At 72.8% G+C, this 17,324-nt stretch carries 15 protein-coding genes; 11 read left to right on the forward strand and 4 right to left on the reverse strand.

Annotated features, from left to right (window positions below; all coding sequences use genetic code 11):
* Positions 1–20: 20 nt before the first annotated feature.
* The 6 genes from ACQEVB_RS19320 to ACQEVB_RS19345 all read left to right on the forward strand — a co-directional run bounded on the left by ACQEVB_RS19320 (position 21) and on the right by ACQEVB_RS19345 (position 8,351).
* The gene (locus ACQEVB_RS19320) at positions 21–1,460 is read left to right on the forward strand and encodes a DUF222 domain-containing protein (RefSeq protein WP_432973186.1); all 1,440 of its coding nucleotides are present in this window, start codon (positions 21–23) and stop codon (positions 1,458–1,460) included.
* A 770-nt stretch (positions 1,461–2,230) separates the two neighbouring features.
* Positions 2,231–3,673, forward strand: a complete 1,443-nt coding sequence (ftsY, locus tag ACQEVB_RS19325) for a signal recognition particle-docking protein FtsY (RefSeq protein ID WP_432973189.1) — start codon at positions 2,231–2,233, stop codon at positions 3,671–3,673.
* A 145-nt stretch (positions 3,674–3,818) separates the two neighbouring features.
* Positions 3,819–5,231: an ammonium transporter gene (locus tag ACQEVB_RS19330; protein ID WP_432973192.1), complete on the forward strand. Its 1,413-nt coding sequence runs from the start codon at positions 3,819–3,821 to the stop codon at positions 5,229–5,231.
* Between the two features lie 4 nt (positions 5,232–5,235).
* Positions 5,236–5,574, forward strand: coding sequence for a P-II family nitrogen regulator (locus ACQEVB_RS19335; RefSeq protein ID WP_432973195.1), 339 nt, complete (start codon positions 5,236–5,238; stop codon positions 5,572–5,574).
* Positions 5,575–5,661: 87 nt separating this feature from the next.
* Positions 5,662–5,985 carry a P-II family nitrogen regulator gene (locus ACQEVB_RS19340; protein ID WP_432973198.1) on the forward strand — a complete coding sequence of 108 codons (324 nt, stop codon included), beginning with the start codon at positions 5,662–5,664 and terminating at the stop codon, positions 5,983–5,985.
* A complete protein-coding gene (locus ACQEVB_RS19345) occupies positions 5,982–8,351 on the forward strand; it encodes a [protein-PII] uridylyltransferase (protein ID WP_432973201.1) in 2,370 nt (789 codons plus the stop codon). Before ACQEVB_RS19340 ends, ACQEVB_RS19345 begins: the two co-directional genes overlap by 4 nt.
* Positions 8,352–8,382: 31 nt before the next feature.
* Here the strand turns inward: ACQEVB_RS19345 and ACQEVB_RS19350 are convergent, their stop codons facing one another.
* Positions 8,383–9,672: an MFS transporter gene (locus ACQEVB_RS19350; RefSeq protein WP_432973204.1), complete on the reverse strand. Its 1,290-nt coding sequence runs from the start codon at positions 9,670–9,672 to the stop codon at positions 8,383–8,385.
* A gap of 74 nt (positions 9,673–9,746) precedes the next feature.
* On the opposite strand from ACQEVB_RS19350, the gene ACQEVB_RS19355 reads away from it, so the two are divergent.
* Entirely contained in the window at positions 9,747–10,397 is a 651-nt protein-coding gene (locus tag ACQEVB_RS19355) for a histidine phosphatase family protein (protein WP_432973207.1), read from the forward strand.
* A 4-nt stretch (positions 10,398–10,401) separates the two neighbouring features.
* On the opposite strand, the gene ACQEVB_RS19360 is transcribed toward ACQEVB_RS19355, so the two are convergent.
* Genes ACQEVB_RS19360 through ACQEVB_RS19370 form a run of 3 tightly spaced genes read right to left on the reverse strand, consistent with a single transcriptional unit; the run spans position 10,402 to position 13,164 of the window.
* Complete coding sequence (locus tag ACQEVB_RS19360) at positions 10,402–11,346, reverse strand: MBL fold metallo-hydrolase (protein WP_432973210.1); 945 nt, start codon at positions 11,344–11,346, stop codon at positions 10,402–10,404.
* Positions 11,343–12,245: a fumarylacetoacetate hydrolase family protein gene (locus tag ACQEVB_RS19365; RefSeq protein WP_432973213.1), complete on the reverse strand. Its 903-nt coding sequence runs from the start codon at positions 12,243–12,245 to the stop codon at positions 11,343–11,345. The genes ACQEVB_RS19360 and ACQEVB_RS19365 overlap by 4 nt, the downstream gene beginning before the upstream one ends.
* Positions 12,246–12,291: 46 nt before the next feature.
* A complete protein-coding gene (locus ACQEVB_RS19370) occupies positions 12,292–13,164 on the reverse strand; it encodes a LysR family transcriptional regulator (protein ID WP_432973216.1) in 873 nt (290 codons plus the stop codon).
* Between the two features lie 105 nt (positions 13,165–13,269).
* On the opposite strand from ACQEVB_RS19370, the gene ACQEVB_RS19375 reads away from it, so the two are divergent.
* From ACQEVB_RS19375 to ffh, 4 genes are all read left to right on the forward strand, one after another.
* Positions 13,270–14,733, forward strand: a complete 1,464-nt coding sequence (locus ACQEVB_RS19375; RefSeq protein WP_432973219.1) for an amidohydrolase family protein — start codon at positions 13,270–13,272, stop codon at positions 14,731–14,733.
* A gap of 106 nt (positions 14,734–14,839) precedes the next feature.
* The gene (locus tag ACQEVB_RS19380) at positions 14,840–15,178 is read left to right on the forward strand and encodes a P-II family nitrogen regulator (RefSeq protein ID WP_432973222.1); all 339 of its coding nucleotides are present in this window, start codon (positions 14,840–14,842) and stop codon (positions 15,176–15,178) included.
* Positions 15,179–15,218: 40 nt separating this feature from the next.
* The gene (locus ACQEVB_RS19385; RefSeq protein WP_432973225.1) at positions 15,219–15,773 is read left to right on the forward strand and encodes an AAA family ATPase; all 555 of its coding nucleotides are present in this window, start codon (positions 15,219–15,221) and stop codon (positions 15,771–15,773) included.
* A 10-nt stretch (positions 15,774–15,783) separates the two neighbouring features.
* Positions 15,784–17,322, forward strand: coding sequence for a signal recognition particle protein (gene ffh / locus ACQEVB_RS19390; protein ID WP_432973228.1), 1,539 nt, complete (start codon positions 15,784–15,786; stop codon positions 17,320–17,322).
* The last annotated feature ends 2 nt before the right edge of the window (positions 17,323–17,324 follow it).

The raw sequence follows: 17,324 nt of genomic DNA on the forward strand, positions 1-17,324 counted from the left end.
TCAAGGAGATCCTGCTCGGGGTGCGGATCGCTGCCGCGCTGCTTCCGCCCCTCGGCCCTGACGGGCCCGCGGTGCGGGTCAGCCTGCCCCCCGAACAACCTGGATCATCCTCCTGTTTTCGCTGGTCACGGGCACCATCCTGCGGTAGAATCGAACACATGGTCGATGCTGAGGAGTGGGTCGGGGTACCCGACTCGCTGCTGCTCGACGGCTCCCCGTCCCCCGCGGCGGTGCAGCCGTCGGGATGGTTGGCGCTCGAACTCGACCAGTACTTCGCCGACCCCTCCACCCTCGACGACCCGGCCCTGATCGACGCGCTTGTCGGCTACGAACGAGTGGTGGCGTGGGCGCAGGCCAGGCAAGCCCGGCTGATCGCGGAACTGTCCGCGCGGCGGGCCGAACCGGGCGGGGTGACCGACTGGGCCGCCGACGAGGTCGGCACCGCGTTGCACCTGTCGTCCGGGACGGCGGCGTTTCGCACCCGCCAAGCCGAGGCGCTGGTGTCGCGGCTGCCGGACACCCTGGCCGCGTGGGAAGCCGGCCTGTTGGATCAGCGGCGGGTCACGGTGATCACCGAAGGCACCGCGAATCTGTCCGACGAGCACGCCGCCCTGGTGGAAGCCCGGGTGTTGCCGCGTGCGCCGCGGCAGACCGCGGCGCAGCTGCGGGCCGCCGTCAAGCGGGCGATCATCGCCGCCGACCCCGCTGGTGCGCAAGAACGGCACGAGCGGGCACGCCGGGATCGGCGGGTCGCGGTCAACCCCGAACCCGACGGCATGGCCTCGCTATGGGCGCTACTCCCAGCCCCGGACGCGGTCGCCGCGTACGAGTGGCTCACCCGGCTGGCCCGCGGGTGCGGCGCCGAGGATCCGCGGTCGATGGATGAGCGGCGTGCTGACCTGTTGGCGGATCTGCTGTCCGGCCGGGTCACCAACCCCGACCTGGCGCTGCCGACCCCGGTGAACCCGGGCAAACCGCTGGTGCAGCTGCTGATGCCGATGACCAGCCTGTTCGGGCTCACCGACGACCCGTGCGAGCTGCTCGGGTACGGCCCGATCACCGCCGAGATGGCCCGCGAGATCGCCGCCACCGCGGTGTGGCGGCGCCTGTTGTTCGACCCCGCCACCGGGGCCCTGCTCGATCACGGCCGCACCACCTACACCCCGCCCGCCGCGCTGGCCGAGTTCGTGCGGGCGCGGGATGTGTACTGCCGCTTCCCCGGCTGCCGCCGCAAGGTCGTCAACGGCGAACTCGACCACATCACTGCTTTCGCCGACGGTGGCGCGACGAGCGCGGCCAACCTGGCCGGCTACTGCGTACGGCATCACCACCTGAAACACGCCGGTGGCGGTTGGCAGGTCCGCGCCCTGCCCGACGGCGGGCTGGAGTGGATCACCCCGACCGGGCACACCCACATCACCCGGCCCTACGACTACCGCGCCGACCCAGACCCACCCTGAACGGCGGCGGCAACAGCACCGTCGAACCCGTGATCGCAGCCCGGAGCACCGGTTCGGGCTTCTTGGGGGACTTCGCGTTGGAGGGTGTTCGGCATGACCCGCGCGACCCGCTTGTGGTTGACCGCTGCCCGGGTGCAACTGCGTCGGTAGCTCGGCAGTGATCCGCGGCCGCCCGCAGGTGGTGTCCGCGGCATGCGCTGCGGCGAGTGCGGCATTGGCGGCGGCCCGAGCGGCTGGGCGGGGCGGCGCCTTTCCATGCGTAGAACGGGGAACGCTCGATCTCCACGAGCGTTCCCAGCCGCTTCACCGTCCTGCCCGGACGGGCAGAGGTTGGGGGTCGTGGTGTGGTCAGCGTTGGAGAGCCAGACGAAGTGGAAGCGGCTCACCAGTTCGTCTGCCCGGCGAACGTGGCCTGCGGCGCAGAATCCGGCGCATTGAGTTCGGGCCGCACGCCTGTTGGTGGCCGGCTCGACGAGCGGCCGGGCGGCTGCGGTGCCGTCCGCGGCGGTCTTGCGGGCGGTGCCGAGCTGGTCGAGGGGGGTCCGTAGCGTGCTGCGCTCGATCCCCGGGTCCTCGGCGATGCCGCGCGGAACAGGGTCGAGGCGCTGACCACGCTGCGTTCGCAGCCCCCGGTTCGCGCGGGGTGGGCATCCCTCCCCACCGGCGGCGCTCGCCCACGAACTCGCCGACGTACGCGGCCAGGAGGGGATCCACCGACCGGACACACCCACCCTGAGCCAGGTCGGCGGGCTCCATGACAGGGTGTGGGCGTGACTCCGGCAACCCTGTGGACCGTCATCGCGGTCGTCGCCGTGGTGGTGCTCGTCGCGCTCGTGGCCGGGCTGGTGCTCTACCGGCGCCGGCGCATCAGCCTGCGCGAATCCGAGCAGGTCGAGCGCGGCGGTGGGGACACCGCGGTCGCGCCGCCGCGCAAGGCCAACGAGTACAAGGCCGGCGGCGGGTTCGACTTCTCCGCGGGCACCGACACCCCGCCCGCGGCCCCGCGCCCGCGCACCCCGAAGGCGGAGACCGCGCCGCCGACGGCTGCGCCCGACCGCATCGCCCCTGCCGAGACCAGCGCAACCGCGGAGAGCAGCGCGCCCCCGGAGAGCGCCGCGCCGGAGACCGCTGCGCCGGAGACTGCCGCGCCGGTCGAGTCCACCCCCAGCACCCCTGCGCCGGTGGAGCCGGACGCGCCTGCGCCCACCACGGCTGCGGCTGCCTCGACCCCGGTCACCACGGCCGATCCGTCCCGCAACGGTGCGGCGCCCCCCGCGCCCGTCGACGAGATCGCCCCCGCCGAGGGCCGCCTGGAGCGGTTGCGGGGGCGGCTGTCCCGGTCCCGTTCCGGGCTCGGGCAGAGCCTGCTCGGCCTGCTCGGTGGCGGGGAGCTGGACGAGGAGTCGTGGGAGGACGTCGAGGCGACCCTGCTCGCGGCGGACCTCGGCCCGGAGATGACGGCCGAGCTGGTCGACACCCTGCGCACCGAGCTGGCCCGCCGCGCCGTCCGCACCCCCGACGAGGCGAAGGCGCTGCTGCGCGAGGTGCTGACCGACGCCTTGCGCTCGGATCTGGACCGGTCGGTGCGGGCGCTGCCGCACGACGGACGGCCGGCGGTGCTCCTCGTCGTCGGCGTGAACGGCACCGGCAAGACCACCACCACCGGAAAGCTGGCCCGGGTGCTGGTGGCGAGCGGCCGGCAGGTCGTGCTGGGCGCCGCCGACACCTTCCGCGCAGCTGCGGCCGAGCAGCTCGCGACCTGGGGCGAACGGGCGGGCGCCACGGTGATCCGCGGGCCGGAGGGGGCCGACCCGGCCTCCGTCGCGTTCGACGCGGTGAAGCAGGGCGCCGAGGAGGGCGCCGACGCGGTCCTGCTCGACACGGCGGGTCGCCTGCACACCAAGACCGGCCTGATGGACGAGCTGGGCAAGGTGAAGCGGGTGGTGTCGCGCCAGTCGCAGGTCGACGAGGTGCTGCTCGTCCTCGACGCCACGACGGGCCAGAACGGGCTCACCCAGGCCCGCGTCTTCGGTGACGTGGTCGACGTGACCGGGGTGGTGCTCACGAAGCTCGACGGCACCGCGAAGGGCGGCATCGTGTTCCGGGTGCAGCGCGAGCTGGGCGTTCCGGTGAAGCTGGTCGGCCTCGGCGAGGGACCGGACGACCTGGCGCCGTTCGAGCCCGCCGCGTTCGTCGAGGCCCTGCTGGGTTGAGATCGGCCCCAAGGCCTCCGGTCCGGGTAACCGGCCCGTAACCTCGTGCGCCTCCTCGTTCACGGAGGCGCAACATTGGTCGCCTGCGCCTGAAACACGACGCACTGAGTATTCCTCCAGCCTGGCCGACAGCAGGAGGGAAACCGTGCTCAATTCCGGCGACACCGCGTGGGTCCTCGCGAGCGCAGCGCTCGTGATGCTCATGACCCCCGGACTGGCGTTCTTCTACGGCGGCATGGTCCGCAGCAAGAGCGTCCTCAACATGCTCATGATGAACTTCATCGCGCTCGCCGTGGTCGGCGTGCTGTGGGTGTTCTACGGGTTCAGCATCTCCTTCGCCAACGACGCGACGGGCCTCGGCCTGTTCGGCAACTTCGACTTCGTCGGCCTGCAGAACACCGTCGGCAAGCTGGCCGGCTTCGCCGTCACGGCGAACCCGGAGACCGGCGTGGCGGCGGCCCCGTGGCCCGGACCCGATGCGCTGCCCGTGCTCGCGTTCGCGATGTTCCAGCTGATGTTCGCGGTGATCACGCCGGCCCTGATCTCGGGGGCCATTGCCGACCGGGTCAAGTTCTGGAGCTGGTCGCTCTTCATCGCGCTCTGGGTGACGATCTGTTACTTCCCGGTGGCGCACTGGGTCTTCTCGTTCGACGGGTTCGTGAGCGCTGACGCGATCGGCGGTTGGATCGCCAACGCCGCGCACGGCATCGGCGCGCTGGACTTCGCCGGTGGTACCGCGGTGCACATCAACGCCGGTGCTGCGGGTCTCGCGCTGGCGCTGCTGCTCGGCAAGCGCCGCGGGTGGCCGAAGGAGCCGATGCGCCCGCACAACCTGCCGTTCACGCTGCTGGGTGCGAGCCTGCTGTGGTTCGGCTGGTTCGGGTTCAACGCCGGCTCGGCGCTGACCGCCGGTGACCTCGCCTCCGTCGCGTTCACCAACACGATGGTCGCCACCTCGGCCGCCACGCTCGGCTGGCTCGTCGTCGAGCAGTTCCGCGACGGCAAGCCCACCACCCTCGGCGCCGCCTCCGGTGCCGTCGCCGGCCTCGTCGCCATCACGCCCGCTGCCGGCTACGTCTCCCCGATCGGCGGCATCGCGATCGGTTTCATCGCCGGTGTGGTCTGCGCACTGGCGGTGGCTCTGAAGTTCCGGTTCGGCTTCGACGACTCGCTCGACGTGGTGGGCGTCCACCTGTTCGGCGGTCTGACCGGCACGCTGCTGATCGGCTTCTTCGGCACGACGTCGGTCAACTCGCTCGGCGGCGACGGCCTGTTCTACGGCGGCGACGCGTCGCTGCTGGGCAAGCAGGCCCTCGCGGCCGTCAGCGTGATGGTCTTCTCCTTCGTCACGGCCTTCGCGATCGGTGCGCTGATCAAGTACACGATCGGCTTCCGCGTCAGTGTCGAGGAGGAGGTCACCGGCGTCGACGAGGTCGAGCACGCGGAGACCGCGTACGACTTCTCCACCCTGCGTGGTGGCACCGGCCTGAGCAGCAACTCCCTGCCCGCCACGTCGTCCGACGCCAAGGTCACCGTCACTGCAGGCAAGGAGAGCTGAGCCGATGAAGCTCGTCACGGCGATCGTCAAGCCGTTCGTGCTGGAGGACGTGAAGGGGGCGCTGGAGCAGATCGGCGTGCTCGGCATGACCGTCAGCGAGGTCCAGGGCTACGGCCGGCAGAAGGGCCACACCGAGGTCTACCGGGGTGCGGAGTACTCCGTCGACTTCGTGCCGAAGGTGCGCGTGGAGGTCGTCGCCGACGACACCCTCGCCGACAAGGTCGTGGACGCGGTGGTCGAGGCCGCCCGCACCGGCAAGATCGGTGACGGGAAGGTCTGGGTGACCGCTGTCGAGAGCGTGATCCGGGTGCGTACCGGCGAACGCGGGAACGACGCCATCTGAGCAACGACCGGCCCGGGCCCGTCGCACGACTCGTGCGGCGGGCCCGTGGCCGCTTCACCGAACATCCGGACAGATCGGACAAACGGCGTGAAGCTGGTCACCGCTGTCGTGCAGCCCTTCGCAGTCGCGGACGTCCGCGCTGCGCTGGACCGCATGGGGATCGCGGCGGAGACGGTGTCCGAGGTGTCCGGGGTGGGCCGCCAACGCGGTCACACCGAGATCTATCGAGGTGCGGACTACCGCGTCGACCTCGTGCCGAAGGTGCGGGTCGAGGTCGTGGTCGCGGACGAGGCCGTCGAGCAGGTACTCGCGGAGCTGACCGCGGCCGCGCGGACGGGCAGGATCGGGGACGGCAAGGTGTGGGTCACGACGATCTCCACGGTCGCGGAACGGGGTGCCGGAGCGCGGTGAGAACGGCTGCGGCGTCGGGGGACGCAGGAGACCTGGTCAAGGCGAAGGCGGTGCTGCTGGAGCCAGGTCCTGGGAAGAAACGGCTCAGCCCGGAGGCGCTCCGGGCCGCGCTGGTGGATCTGCACGACTTCTGGCTGTCGTCGCGGGCCACGTCGATCGGGATCAGCGACCGCGCCGCGCTCGTCGCGGTGGGCGCGCTGGGCCGGCGTGAGCTCGCGCCCTGGTCGGACCTGGACCTCGTGCTGCTGCACGACGGTCGCAAGGACGTCGAGCGGCTCGCCGACGCGCTCTGGTACCCGCTGTGGGACGCCGGGATCGGGCTCGACCACTCGGTCCGCACGCCGGGCCAGGCGGTGCAGGTGGCCGCGACGGACCTGCGCGCCGCGTTCGGCCTGCTCGAGGCCCGCCACATCGCCGGCGACAACGCCCTCACCACGAAGGTCAGCGACGCCGTCCGGCAGGCGTGGCGGGCGGGCATCCGCACGCGCTACGACGAGATCGCCGACGCGGCGCGGGCGCGCTGGGAGAAGGTCGGCGACGTCGCGCACCGGATCGAACCCGACCTCAAGAGCGGCCACGGCGGGCTCCGCGACGTCCAGCTCCTCGACGCGTTGGCGGCCGCGCAGCTGATCGACCGGCCGTCCGCCGACGTCGTCGAGGCGCGGCGGTTGCTGCTGGACGTCCGCACGGAGCTGCACCGCCTGGCCGGCCGCGCCCGCGACGTCCTGCGCGCGCAGGACGCCGACGAGGTCGCTGCCGCGTTGGAGATCGCCGACCGGTTCGAGCTGGCCAGGGCGCTGTCCGGGGCGGCGCGGTCGATCGCGTTCGCGGCCGAGGTGGGCCTGCGCTCTGCCCGGTCGGCGCTGCCTCGCCGGGGGTTGGCGGCGCTGCGCCGCGCGCCCGTGCGGCGCCCGCTCGACACGGGCGTCGTCGAGCACGCCGGCGAGGTGACGCTGGCCCGCGACGCCACCGCTGCCCGGGACCCCGCCCTGATGCTGCGGGTCGCGGCGACCGCCGCGCGCACCGGCTACCCGATCGCCGCCGGCACCCTGCACCGGCTCGCCGACACCGCTCCCGAGCTGCGCGAGCCGTGGCCGCGGGCCGCCCGCGGCGAGCTGCTGTCGCTGCTCGGCGCCGGCCGGGCGATGGCGGAGGTCGTCGAGGCCCTGGACCGCACCGGTCTCTGGGGCCGGCTCTTCCCGGAGTGGGGTGTGGTGCGGGACCTCCCGCCGCGGGACCGCGCCCACGTGTGGACGGTGGACCGGCACCTCGTGGAGACGGCGGCGCAGGCCGCCCGGCTGACCACCCGCGTGGCGCGGCCCGACCTGCTGCTGGTGGGATCGCTGCTGCACGACATCGGCAAGGGCCGCGGCGGCGACCACTCGATCGTGGGGGAGTCGCTGGCCCTGCAGGTGAGCAGGCGGTTGGGCTTCGCCGAGCAGGACGTCACGATCCTCGGGGCGATGGTCCGCCACCACCTGCTGCTCCCGCACACGGCCACGCGCCGCGACCTCGACGACCCGGCGACGGTCGCCAGGGTCGCGGAGACGCTCACGGCGGAGGTCGGCCCCCATGCCGGGCTGCTGCTGGACCTGCTGGCGGCGCTCGCCGAGGCCGACTCGCTGGCCACCGGGCCGGGCGTGTGGAGCCCGTGGAAGCAGCAGCTGATCGGCGACCTGGCCCGGCGGTGCCGCACCTTCCTGGCCGGCGAGCCACTGCCGGCGCCAGCGGTCACGACGGCGGCCGAGGTGGCGCTCGCCGCGGCCGTGGTGGCGGAGGGCCGCCCGCAGCTCGCCGTCACCGAGTCCGGCTCCGACGAGCCCGCCACGGTCGCGATCGCGATGCCGGACCGCGGCGGGTCGCTGTCCGCCGCTGCGGGGGTGCTGGCGCTGCACTCGCTGGAGGTGCACGCCGCCGAGCTGCGCACGGTCACGTCCGGGGACGTCGAGGTGGCGGTGTTCACCTTCACCACCTCGCCCCGGTTCGGCCGCCTGCCCGACCCGGCGTTGATGCGGTCCGACCTGGTCCGCGTCTTGGACGGCGGGCTCGCCCTGGACGAGGCGTTGGCCCGCAAGGAGCGCGACTACGCGCCGGCGATGGCGGTCGCCGACGCCGCGCCGGCGCGGGTCCTGTGGTTCGACGACGAGGCCAGCGGCGCGGTCGTGCTGGAGCTCCGCGGCACCGACCGCATCGGCCTGCTGCACCGCATCGCGGCCGCGCTGGAGAAGTCCGGCGTCGAGCTGCGGTGGGCCCGGGTGGCGACGCTCGGCGCCTCGGTCGTCGACTCGTTCTGCCTGGAGGCCGCCCCCGACGGCGACCGCGTCCGGATCGAGGAGGCGGTGCTGGCTGCGGCCGACATCGGGTGAGAGCGCCTGACGCCTGCGGCGGGGATCAGCATCACCGGACGGGGTGGTAGCTCTCCGCCCGCTCCAGCACGCCGGCCTCGCCGGTGCCGTCCATCGCGATCTCCGCGACTTCGACCCCGTCGAGGTCGGCCTGGCCGGCGTGCGCGGCCTCGTCGACGACCAGTTGCCGATCGGCCGCGGCGAGGAGGGTGTGCCCGGTGCGCAGCACCCCGATGGCGAGCAGGACGGCGACCGCGCCGACGTAGAACGGCACGTGCACGTTCAGGTGCTCGGCGAGCAGGCCGGCGACGAACGGGGCGAGGCCGCCGCCGATGAACCGGATGAACCCGTACGCCGCCGATGCGACGGGCCGGTCGACGGGCGCGACGAGCATGACGGCCTGGGTGGTGAGGGTGTTGTTGATGCCGATGAGCGCGCCGGACGCGATCACGCATACGACCAGGGTCGCGGTCGACGAGGTGAAGGTGGCGATCACCGCGAGCACGATCGCGAAGAGCAGCAGGTTCACGTACAGGGTCGGGGCGGTGCCGAACCGGGTCTGCAGCCGGGGCGCGACGAGCACCGAGAAGATCGCGACGAGCAGGCCCCAGCCGAAGAACACCGCACCCAGCTCGTAGATCGAGAGCCCCATGGGGAACGGGACGTAGCCGAGCATCGTGAAGAAGCCCCAGTTGTAGAGCAGCGCGGTCACACCCATGACGAGCAGGCCGCGGTGGCGCAGCGCCTTGATCGGCTCGCTGATCGACGCGCGGTGGGCCGGCCGCGGGGTCGCCGGCACGAACGCGACGGTGGCGACGAGCGCGATCGCCATGAGCACCGAGACGCCGAAGAACGGGCCGCGCCAGCTGATGTTGCCCAGCAGCGCGCCCAGCAGCGGGCCGCAGGCGATGCCGATGCCCAGCGCCGTCTCGTAGAGCACGATCGCGCCGGCGAAGCCGCCGCTGGCCGAGCCCACGATGACGGCCAGGGAGGTGGCGATGAAGAGGGCGTTGCCCAGGCCCCAGCCGGCGCGGAAGCCGACGATGCCGCCAATGGTGTCGGACGCGCCGGCGAGTGCGGCGAACGCGACGATCAGCACGAGCCCGGCGATGAGGGTGTTCTTCGCGCCGATGCGCGTCGACACCCACCCCGTGACGAGCATGGCGACGGCGGTGACGACGAGGTAGCTGGTGAACAGCAGCGTGACCTGGCTCGGCGACGCGTGCAGCTGGGTGGAGAGCGCCGGCAGGATCGGGTCGACCAGGCCGATGCCCATGAACGAGATCACGCAGGCGAACGCGACGGCCCACACGGCACGGGGCTGGCGGAAGGGACTGCTCATGGGTTATTTGTATAGCACAGCTAACTAACAGAGCCGACCCGATCGTGACGCACCAGACCCGGCAGGATGCCTGCGTGCGGATCGTGGTGCTGCGGCACGCCGAGAGCCTCGGCAACATCGACGAGAGCGCCTACTGCCGCATCCCCGACCACGCCCTGCCGCTGACCGCCGCCGGCAGGGCACAGGCCGCGGCCGCCGGACCGGCCGTGCGGGCGGTACTGGGCACCGGCCCGGTCGCCGCCTACGTCAGCCCGTACGTGCGCACCGTCGAGACCTACCGGCTGCTCGGCATCGACGACCTGGTCAGCCGCTACGTGCCGGAGCCGCGGCTGCGCGAGCAGGACTGGGGCAACCTGCAGGACCCGGCCGAGCAGGTCGTGCAGAAGCGGCTGCGCCACGAGTTCGGGCACTTCTTCTACCGGCTCGCGCACGGCGAGTCCGGCGCCGACGTCGACGACCGCGTCGCGAGCTTCGTCGACCAGCTCGAGCACCGCGTCGCCGAGGACCCGCACCACCCCGACACGGCGCTCCTCGTCTCGCACGGGCTGACGACGCGGCTGCTGTGCCGTCGGGTGTTCTCCTGGAGCGTCGAGCTGTTCGAGTCGCTCTCCAACCCGGGCTACTGCGCCCTCCACGTGCTGACCAGCGAGAACGGGAGCTGGCGGCTGGACCGCCCGTTCGACCAGTGGCGGCCCAGCCCCGACGGCACCGTCCAGACCGGGTAGCTCCTCAGGCGAGGCAGGTCAGCGGCTTGCCGCCGTTGTAGGTGACCATGTCCGCGAGAGCGGCCATGACGTCGATCGGTCCGCCGCGGGGGTGCCCGTCGAGCTCGGCGTAGGCGCGGTGCAGGTTGCCGACGATCCGCTCGGCATCGGGCCAGTCGGCGAACCGGCCGAGGTCGGTGTCCTGCGCGGCCTGCAGCGGGGTGATGCCCGCGGCCCGGCCCCGCTCCGCCAGGTCCAGCACGAACCGCAGGTAGTCCAGGGTGGCGTCGAGCGGGCCGCGATCGTGGAAGACAGGGCCGTGGCCGGGGACCGTCGTCGTCGCGCGCAGCGGCGCCACCACGTTCTCCAGCACGTCGACGGCGCCGGCGACCGAGCCCATGAGCAGGAACGGCGTGCCCCCGTTGAAGATCAGGTCGCCGCAGAAGAGCGTGGCCCGCTCCGGGAACCAGACGAGGGAGTCGTTCGTGGTGTGCGCGGCCGTCCCGACGTGGCGCACCTCGGCCCGCAGGTCGCCCACGTGCACCGTGACGCCCTCGGTGAAGGTCAGGAACGGCGGTTCCAGTGGCAGCGATCCCCAGTCCGGGCTGTCCCAGAACGGCAGCTCCCGGGGCGGCCCGAAGGCGAGCATCTCCGCCCGGGTGCGCTCGTGCGCGACGATCGTGGCGGTGCCGAACAGGGCGTTGCCCCAGGTGTGGTCGCCGTGGTGGTGGGTGTTGACCAGCGTGCGGACCGGTGCCGCGGTCACCGAGCGGATCGCGTCGACGAATGCCCGGGTGCGTCGCTCGGTGGAACACGAGTCGACGGCGACCACGCCCTGCGGGCCCACCGCGAACCCGGTGTTGTTGATCCACCACGTGCCGTCGGGCTGGATGTAGGCGTGGATCCCGTCGCTGACCTCTTCGAGCCGCGGCGGGCCGGGGACGGTGATGTCGTGGGTGTGCGCGCTCATGCGTGCTCCTTCCGCAGTGGCCGGACAGGGGCACCGGCGACGATCGGGGCGTCGATCGCCCCGAGTCCCTCCACCTCCAGGCGGACCCGGTCGCCCGGCACGAGGTACGGGTAGGCGTCCGGGCCGTGCACCCGCGACAGCTCGAGGATGCAACCGGTGCCGACCGTCCCGCTCCCGATCAGGTCGCCGGGCAGCACCCGGGTGCCGCGCGAGGCGTAGGCGATCATCTCGCCGAAGGTCCAGTACAGCGCGTCGAGGCGGCCCGCGCTGTAGGGCTTGCCGTTGACCTCGGCGGTCATCGCGGCGGCCGCCGGCAGCTCGTCAGGGGTGAGCATCCACGGGCCGCAGCTCGACGCCGAGTCCTTCCCCTTGGCGGGACCCAGGTTCAGCCGCATCTCCGCACCCTGCAGGTCACGGGCGCTCCAGTCGCAGAACAGCGTGTAGCCCGCGATGTGTTCCACGGCCTCCTCGGGGCTGAGGTCGGAGCCCTCGCGCCCGATCACGGCGGCGACCTCCAGCTCGTAGTCGAACAGCGAGCTGCCGGGCGAGATCGCGACCGGGTCGTGCGCGCCGTGCAGCGAAGCCGGGTTCGTGAAGTAGAAGACGGGCTGGGCGTACCAGAGCGGGTCCACGGTGAGGCCGATCGCCGCGCTCGCGGTGACCACGTGCTCCTCGAAAGCCATGAAGTCCCGGATCGACGGCGGCCGGGGCACCGGCGGCAGCAGGGTCACCGACTCGGGGTCGACGGCGGGGCCGGCCAGCGCGCGGTCCGCGGCCGCGGGGAGGTCGCCCAGGAGGTCGACCAGTGCGGTCCCGGCGGGCGCGGGATGCAGGCGGTCGCCCGCCCAGACCGCCGCCCGGACGGTGCCGTCGGCTTCGGCGTAGCTGCTCCAGCGCATCGCGCTCCTCACGTCGGGGTCAGCCTGCCGTGCCCGGCGGCACCGATCATGCACGGGATCGGTGATGATCCGCGATCGCCTGGGTGGCGGCGCGGAACACCGCGACGCCCTCGTCCCGCTCACCTCGGCGGGTCGCGACGGCGATCCGGGCCCGGGGACCCGCGAGGGGGACGTATCGGACACCGGGGTGCGGGAAGAACCGGCGGGCGGGCTCCGCGTGCAGTCCGAGCCACCCGCTCGTGACCACGGCCGTCGGGACCCCGGACGGCGACCGGACGTGCACGCCGTCCCGGCGTCCGGCGTCCTCGCCCCACTCGGCCAGCCCGGGGAACCCGCCGACGGGGGAGATCCACCGCTGCCCCTCGACGTCCGCCGCCGTCAGCTGCTCGGCCCGAGCCAGCTCCGACCCGACCGGGACGACGGCGTACCGGTCCAGGTCGGCCACCCGGTCCAGCTCCAGGTCCTCCGCTCCGCCGACGTCGTGGACGATCGCGACGTCGACGTCCCCGGCGCGCACGGCGTCGTACTGGTTCTCCCAGTCGAGCTCCATCGAGGTCAGGGCCAGATCGGGGCAGCGGGACCTGACCAGGTCGCGGACGTCCGGCCACAGGTCGGCCAGGCCGAACCCGAGCACGCCGATCCGCAGGACGCCGGAATCCGCCGGGGGTCCCTCGGCCTGCCGGACCAGCGCGTCGAGCTGCGCGAGGACCTGGCGGGCCCGGGGGAGGAAGCGCTCCCCGGCCGGGGTGATCGTGACCCGGCGGCTGGTCCGGGCGAACAGCGGCGTGCCGAGCTCGCGCTCGAGGGCCTGGATGCGGCGGCCGAAGGGCTGGGCCGCGATGTAGTGGACCTGCGCAGCGCGACCGAAGTGGAGGGTGTCCGCGAGCGTCACCGCGTAGCGCAGCGATCGGACGTCCATGTCCTCACCACCTCGTGTTCCGCGCGATGCTACGTCGGACGGGCCGCGCGATCGCAACCTCTTCGGCACATGTTCCGGCCGCCCGGCGTCGCCACGCTGGGCCGCATGACACGCACCCTGATCCGCGGCGGGCACGTCCTGACGATGGACCCCGCCCTCGGTGACCTGCCCGTCGGCGACGTCCTGGTCGAGGACGGCGTCATCGCGGCCGTCGGCCCTGCCCTGCCGGTCACGGACGCGGAGGTGATCGACGCGCGCGGGCACCTCGTCCTGCCCGGGCTCGTGGACACCCACCGGCACACCTGGCAGTCACTGGTCCGCGGGATCTGCGGGGACTGGACGCTGGGGGACTACTACTTCGGCATCCGGCTCGCGATCTCCCCCGCCTACACCGCCGACGACGTCCGCCTCGGCAACCGGCTCGGCGCCCTCGACGCGCTGAACGCCGGCGTGACCACGCTGCTCGACTTCTCGCACTGCAACAACACCCCCGACCACAGCGACGCCGCCGTCCTCGGTCTGCAGGACGCCGGCATCCGCGCGGCCTTCTGCTACGGCTTCTTCGAGAGCTCGCCCGAGGCCACGCGGTTCGGTGAGCACTCAGCACGGCTCGCCGACTTCCACCGGATCGCCGACACCTACTTCCCGTCGAACGACGGCCTGCTCACCCTCGGGGTGTCGCTCTCGGAGCTGTTCGGGCTGCCGTGGGACCGGACGGTCGCGGAACTGGCCGCCGCGCGCGAGCGGCAGGCGCTGATCGTGAACCACGCCGGTTGCGTCTGGGGCAGCGTGCTGACCGGCGGGATCACCGAGCTCGACGCCCTCGGCCTGCTCGGCCCGGACATGGTCCACGTGCACTGCAACACGTTCGACGACGCGGAGTGGGCGGCGCTGGTCCGCAGCGGCGGGAAGGTGTCGATCTCCGTCGAGACGGAGCTGAACATGGGGATGGGCCGGCCGATCTTCGAGCGCTGCCGCCGGCACGGGCTCGCCCCCACGCTCTCGGCCGACGTCATCTCACTCAACTCCGGCGACCTCTGGCACGAGCTGCGCTTCGGCCTCGGCTTCGCGCGCTGGGCGGCGACCGAGGCGACCACCCTCGCGAACGCGATGCCCGAGACCGTGACCATCACCGCGAAGGAGGCGCTGGCCTGGTCCACCGTCAACGCGGCCGATGCGCTCGGGCTGGGTGGCCGGATCGGCTCGCTGACGCCGGGCAAGCGGGCCGACCTGCAGCTCGTCGGCGGAGGGGCGATCGAGCAGCACCCCCGGATCGATCCCTACGCCACGCTGATCTTCCAGACGACGGCGGCGGACGTGCGCACCGTCCTCGTCGACGGCCGCCTGGTGAAGCGCGACGGTGTGCTCATCGGCGTCGACCTGCCAGGGCTGACCGCCGAGGCCGACACCGCCGCGGACGCGATCCTCGGCCGGGTCCGGGACGCGGGGCGCGCTCTCCCGGGCACGCCGCCGGGTGCCTTCGAGGCACTCGAACCCATCGCGCGCGGCCTCCACGCCGAGGCGGTGCGGGCGGCGGCGGTCACCTCGCCGATCACCGCGTCGTCATGACTCCATGACGGCGGCCCGGTGAGTTCTCCCCCCTCGCGACCGGCGGATCCTCGATACTGGGCACCCGCCCGAGCACGGGCACCGCCGTCCGCGAGGAGTCCGCCCGATGAAGCTGGTCACCGCCGTCGTGAAGCCGTTCGCCCTGGGGGATGTGAAGGCGGCACTGGAACAGATCGGTGTGCTCGGCATGACGGTCTCGGAGGTGCAGGGCTTCGGCCGGCAGAAGGGGCACACCGAGGTCTACCGCGGCGCGGAGTACACGGTCGACTTCGTCCCGAAGGTCAAGATCGAGGTCGTGGTCGGCGACGAGAACGCGGAGAAGGTCGTCGACGCCGTCGTCGAGGCGGCGCGCACCGGCAAGATCGGCGACGGCAAGGTCTGGGTGACTCCGGTGGAGCAGCTCGTCCGCGTCCGTACGGGGGAGCGCGGCGCCGACGCCGTGTGACGACTCGGAACGAATCGGGCGAACCGTACGTTGACGACACGTGGCCCCGCTGATGCTCTCCGTGCCCGGTCGCGCGCTCGTCCTCGTCGCCGGGATCCCCGGCGCCGGCAAGTCCACGCTGCTGGGCACGCTCGCACCCGATCCCGGCACGGTGGTGCTCGACTCCGACGCCCACCGCGCCGCGCTGCGCGGCGTGCTGCACCCGCTCCCGTACGGCTGGTACCGGTGGCTGGTGCACCTGTGGCACCGGCTGTCCGTGCTGGTGGCGGCGTTCTCCTCGATCCCGACGGTGGTCGTGCACCTGCCGGCCACGGCGGTCGGCACGCGCGCCGCGGTGCTGCGCGTCGCCGCCCTGTCGGGACGGGCCCCGCACCTGCTGTGGCTCGACGTCGACGCCGCCACCGCGCGGAGCGGGCAGGCCTACCGCGGCCGGGTCGTGCCCGGTTCGTCGTTCGAGCGGCACGTGCGGGCCGCCGCCGTGCCGCCCGCCGCCGACGGGTGGGAGAGCGTGACGGTGGCCGACCGCGCCGAGGCCGCCGGCGGCCTGGTCCTGCAGGCACTGCCGGCAGTGAGCGGTTCCCGCACGGGCCAGTAGGCTGGGACGGGTGTTCGACACCCTCTCCGACCGGCTGTCCGGAGCGCTGGCCAACCTCCGCGGCAAGGGTCGCCTCTCCGAGGCCGACATCGACGTCACCGCCCGCGAGATCCGCATCGCGCTGCTCGAGGCCGACGTCGCGCTGCCGGTGGTGCGCACCTTCATCGCGCGCATCAAGGAACGCGCCAAGGGCGCTGCGGTGTCGGAGGCGCTCAACCCGGCCCAGCAGGTCGTCAAGATCGTCAACGAGGAGCTCATCACGATCCTCGGCGGCGAGACGCGCCGCATCGCGCTGGCCAAGGAGCCGCCGACGGTCGTCATGCTGGCCGGTCTGCAGGGTTCCGGTAAGACCACGCTCGCCGGGAAGCTCGCGCACTGGCTGAAGAACCAGGGGCACACCCCGCTGCTCGTGGCCTGCGACCTGCAGCGACCCAACGCGGTCAACCAGCTGCAGATCGTGGGTGAGCGGGCCGGCGCCACGACGTTCGCGCCGGAGCCCGGCAACGGTGTCGGCGACCCGGTCGACGTGGCCCGCCGCGGTGTCGCGCACGCCCGCGAGAAGCACTTCGACGTCGTCATCGTCGACACCGCCGGCCGGCTGGGCGTCGACGAGGAGCTGATGCGCCAGGCCGCGGACATCCGCGACGCCGTGCAGCCCGACGAGACCCTGTTCGTCGTCGACGCGATGATCGGCCAGGACGCCGTCACCACGGCGGAGGCGTTCCGCGACGGCGTCGGCTTCACCGGCGTGGTGCTCACCAAGCTCGACGGCGACGCCCGCGGCGGTGCGGCGCTGTCGGTGCGCGAGGTCACCGGCCAGCCGATCCTGTTCGCGTCCAGCGGCGAGAAGCTCGCCGACTTCGACGTCTTCCACCCCGACCGGATGGCCAGCCGGATCCTCGGCATGGGCGACCTGCTCACCCTGATCGAGCAGGCCGAGCAGGTCTTCGACCAGGAACGGGCGCAGGAGACCGCGCACAAGCTGGGCACCGGCGAGCTCACGCTGGAGGACTTCCTCGAGCAGATGCTCGCCATCCGCAAGATGGGCCCGATCGGGAACCTGCTGGGCATGCTGCCGGGCGCCAACTCGGCGCAGATGAAGGAAGCCCTCTCGCAGGTCGACGACAGGCAGCTCGACCGGCTGCAGGCGATCATCCGCGGCATGACCCCGGCGGAGCGGGCCGACCCCAAGATCATCAACGGGTCGCGCCGGCTGCGCATCGCGAACGGTTCCGGCGTGGCGGTCAGCGAGGTCAACGACCTGGTCACCCGGTTCTTCGAGGCCCGCAAGCAGATGAAGGCGATGGCCGGGCAGTTCGGGTTCGGCAGCCGCAGCGCCACGAAGAAGCAGGCCAAGCCGCGTCGGGGCAAGAAGAACCAGAAGGGCGGCCGTCGCGGGCCCACCCCGCGCGCCGGCGCCCAGCCGTTCGGCGCGGGGATGCCGGACCTGTCGAACCTGCCGCCGTCGCTGCGCGAGCTGCCGCCGGGTCTCGACCAGCTGCCGCCCGGCTTCGATCCGAGCAAGCTGCGGTTCCCGAAGGGGAAGTAGTA

It is taken from the genome of Pseudonocardia sp. CA-107938, from assembly GCF_050936315.1.
GTDB lineage: Bacteria > Actinomycetota > Actinomycetes > Mycobacteriales > Pseudonocardiaceae > Pseudonocardia.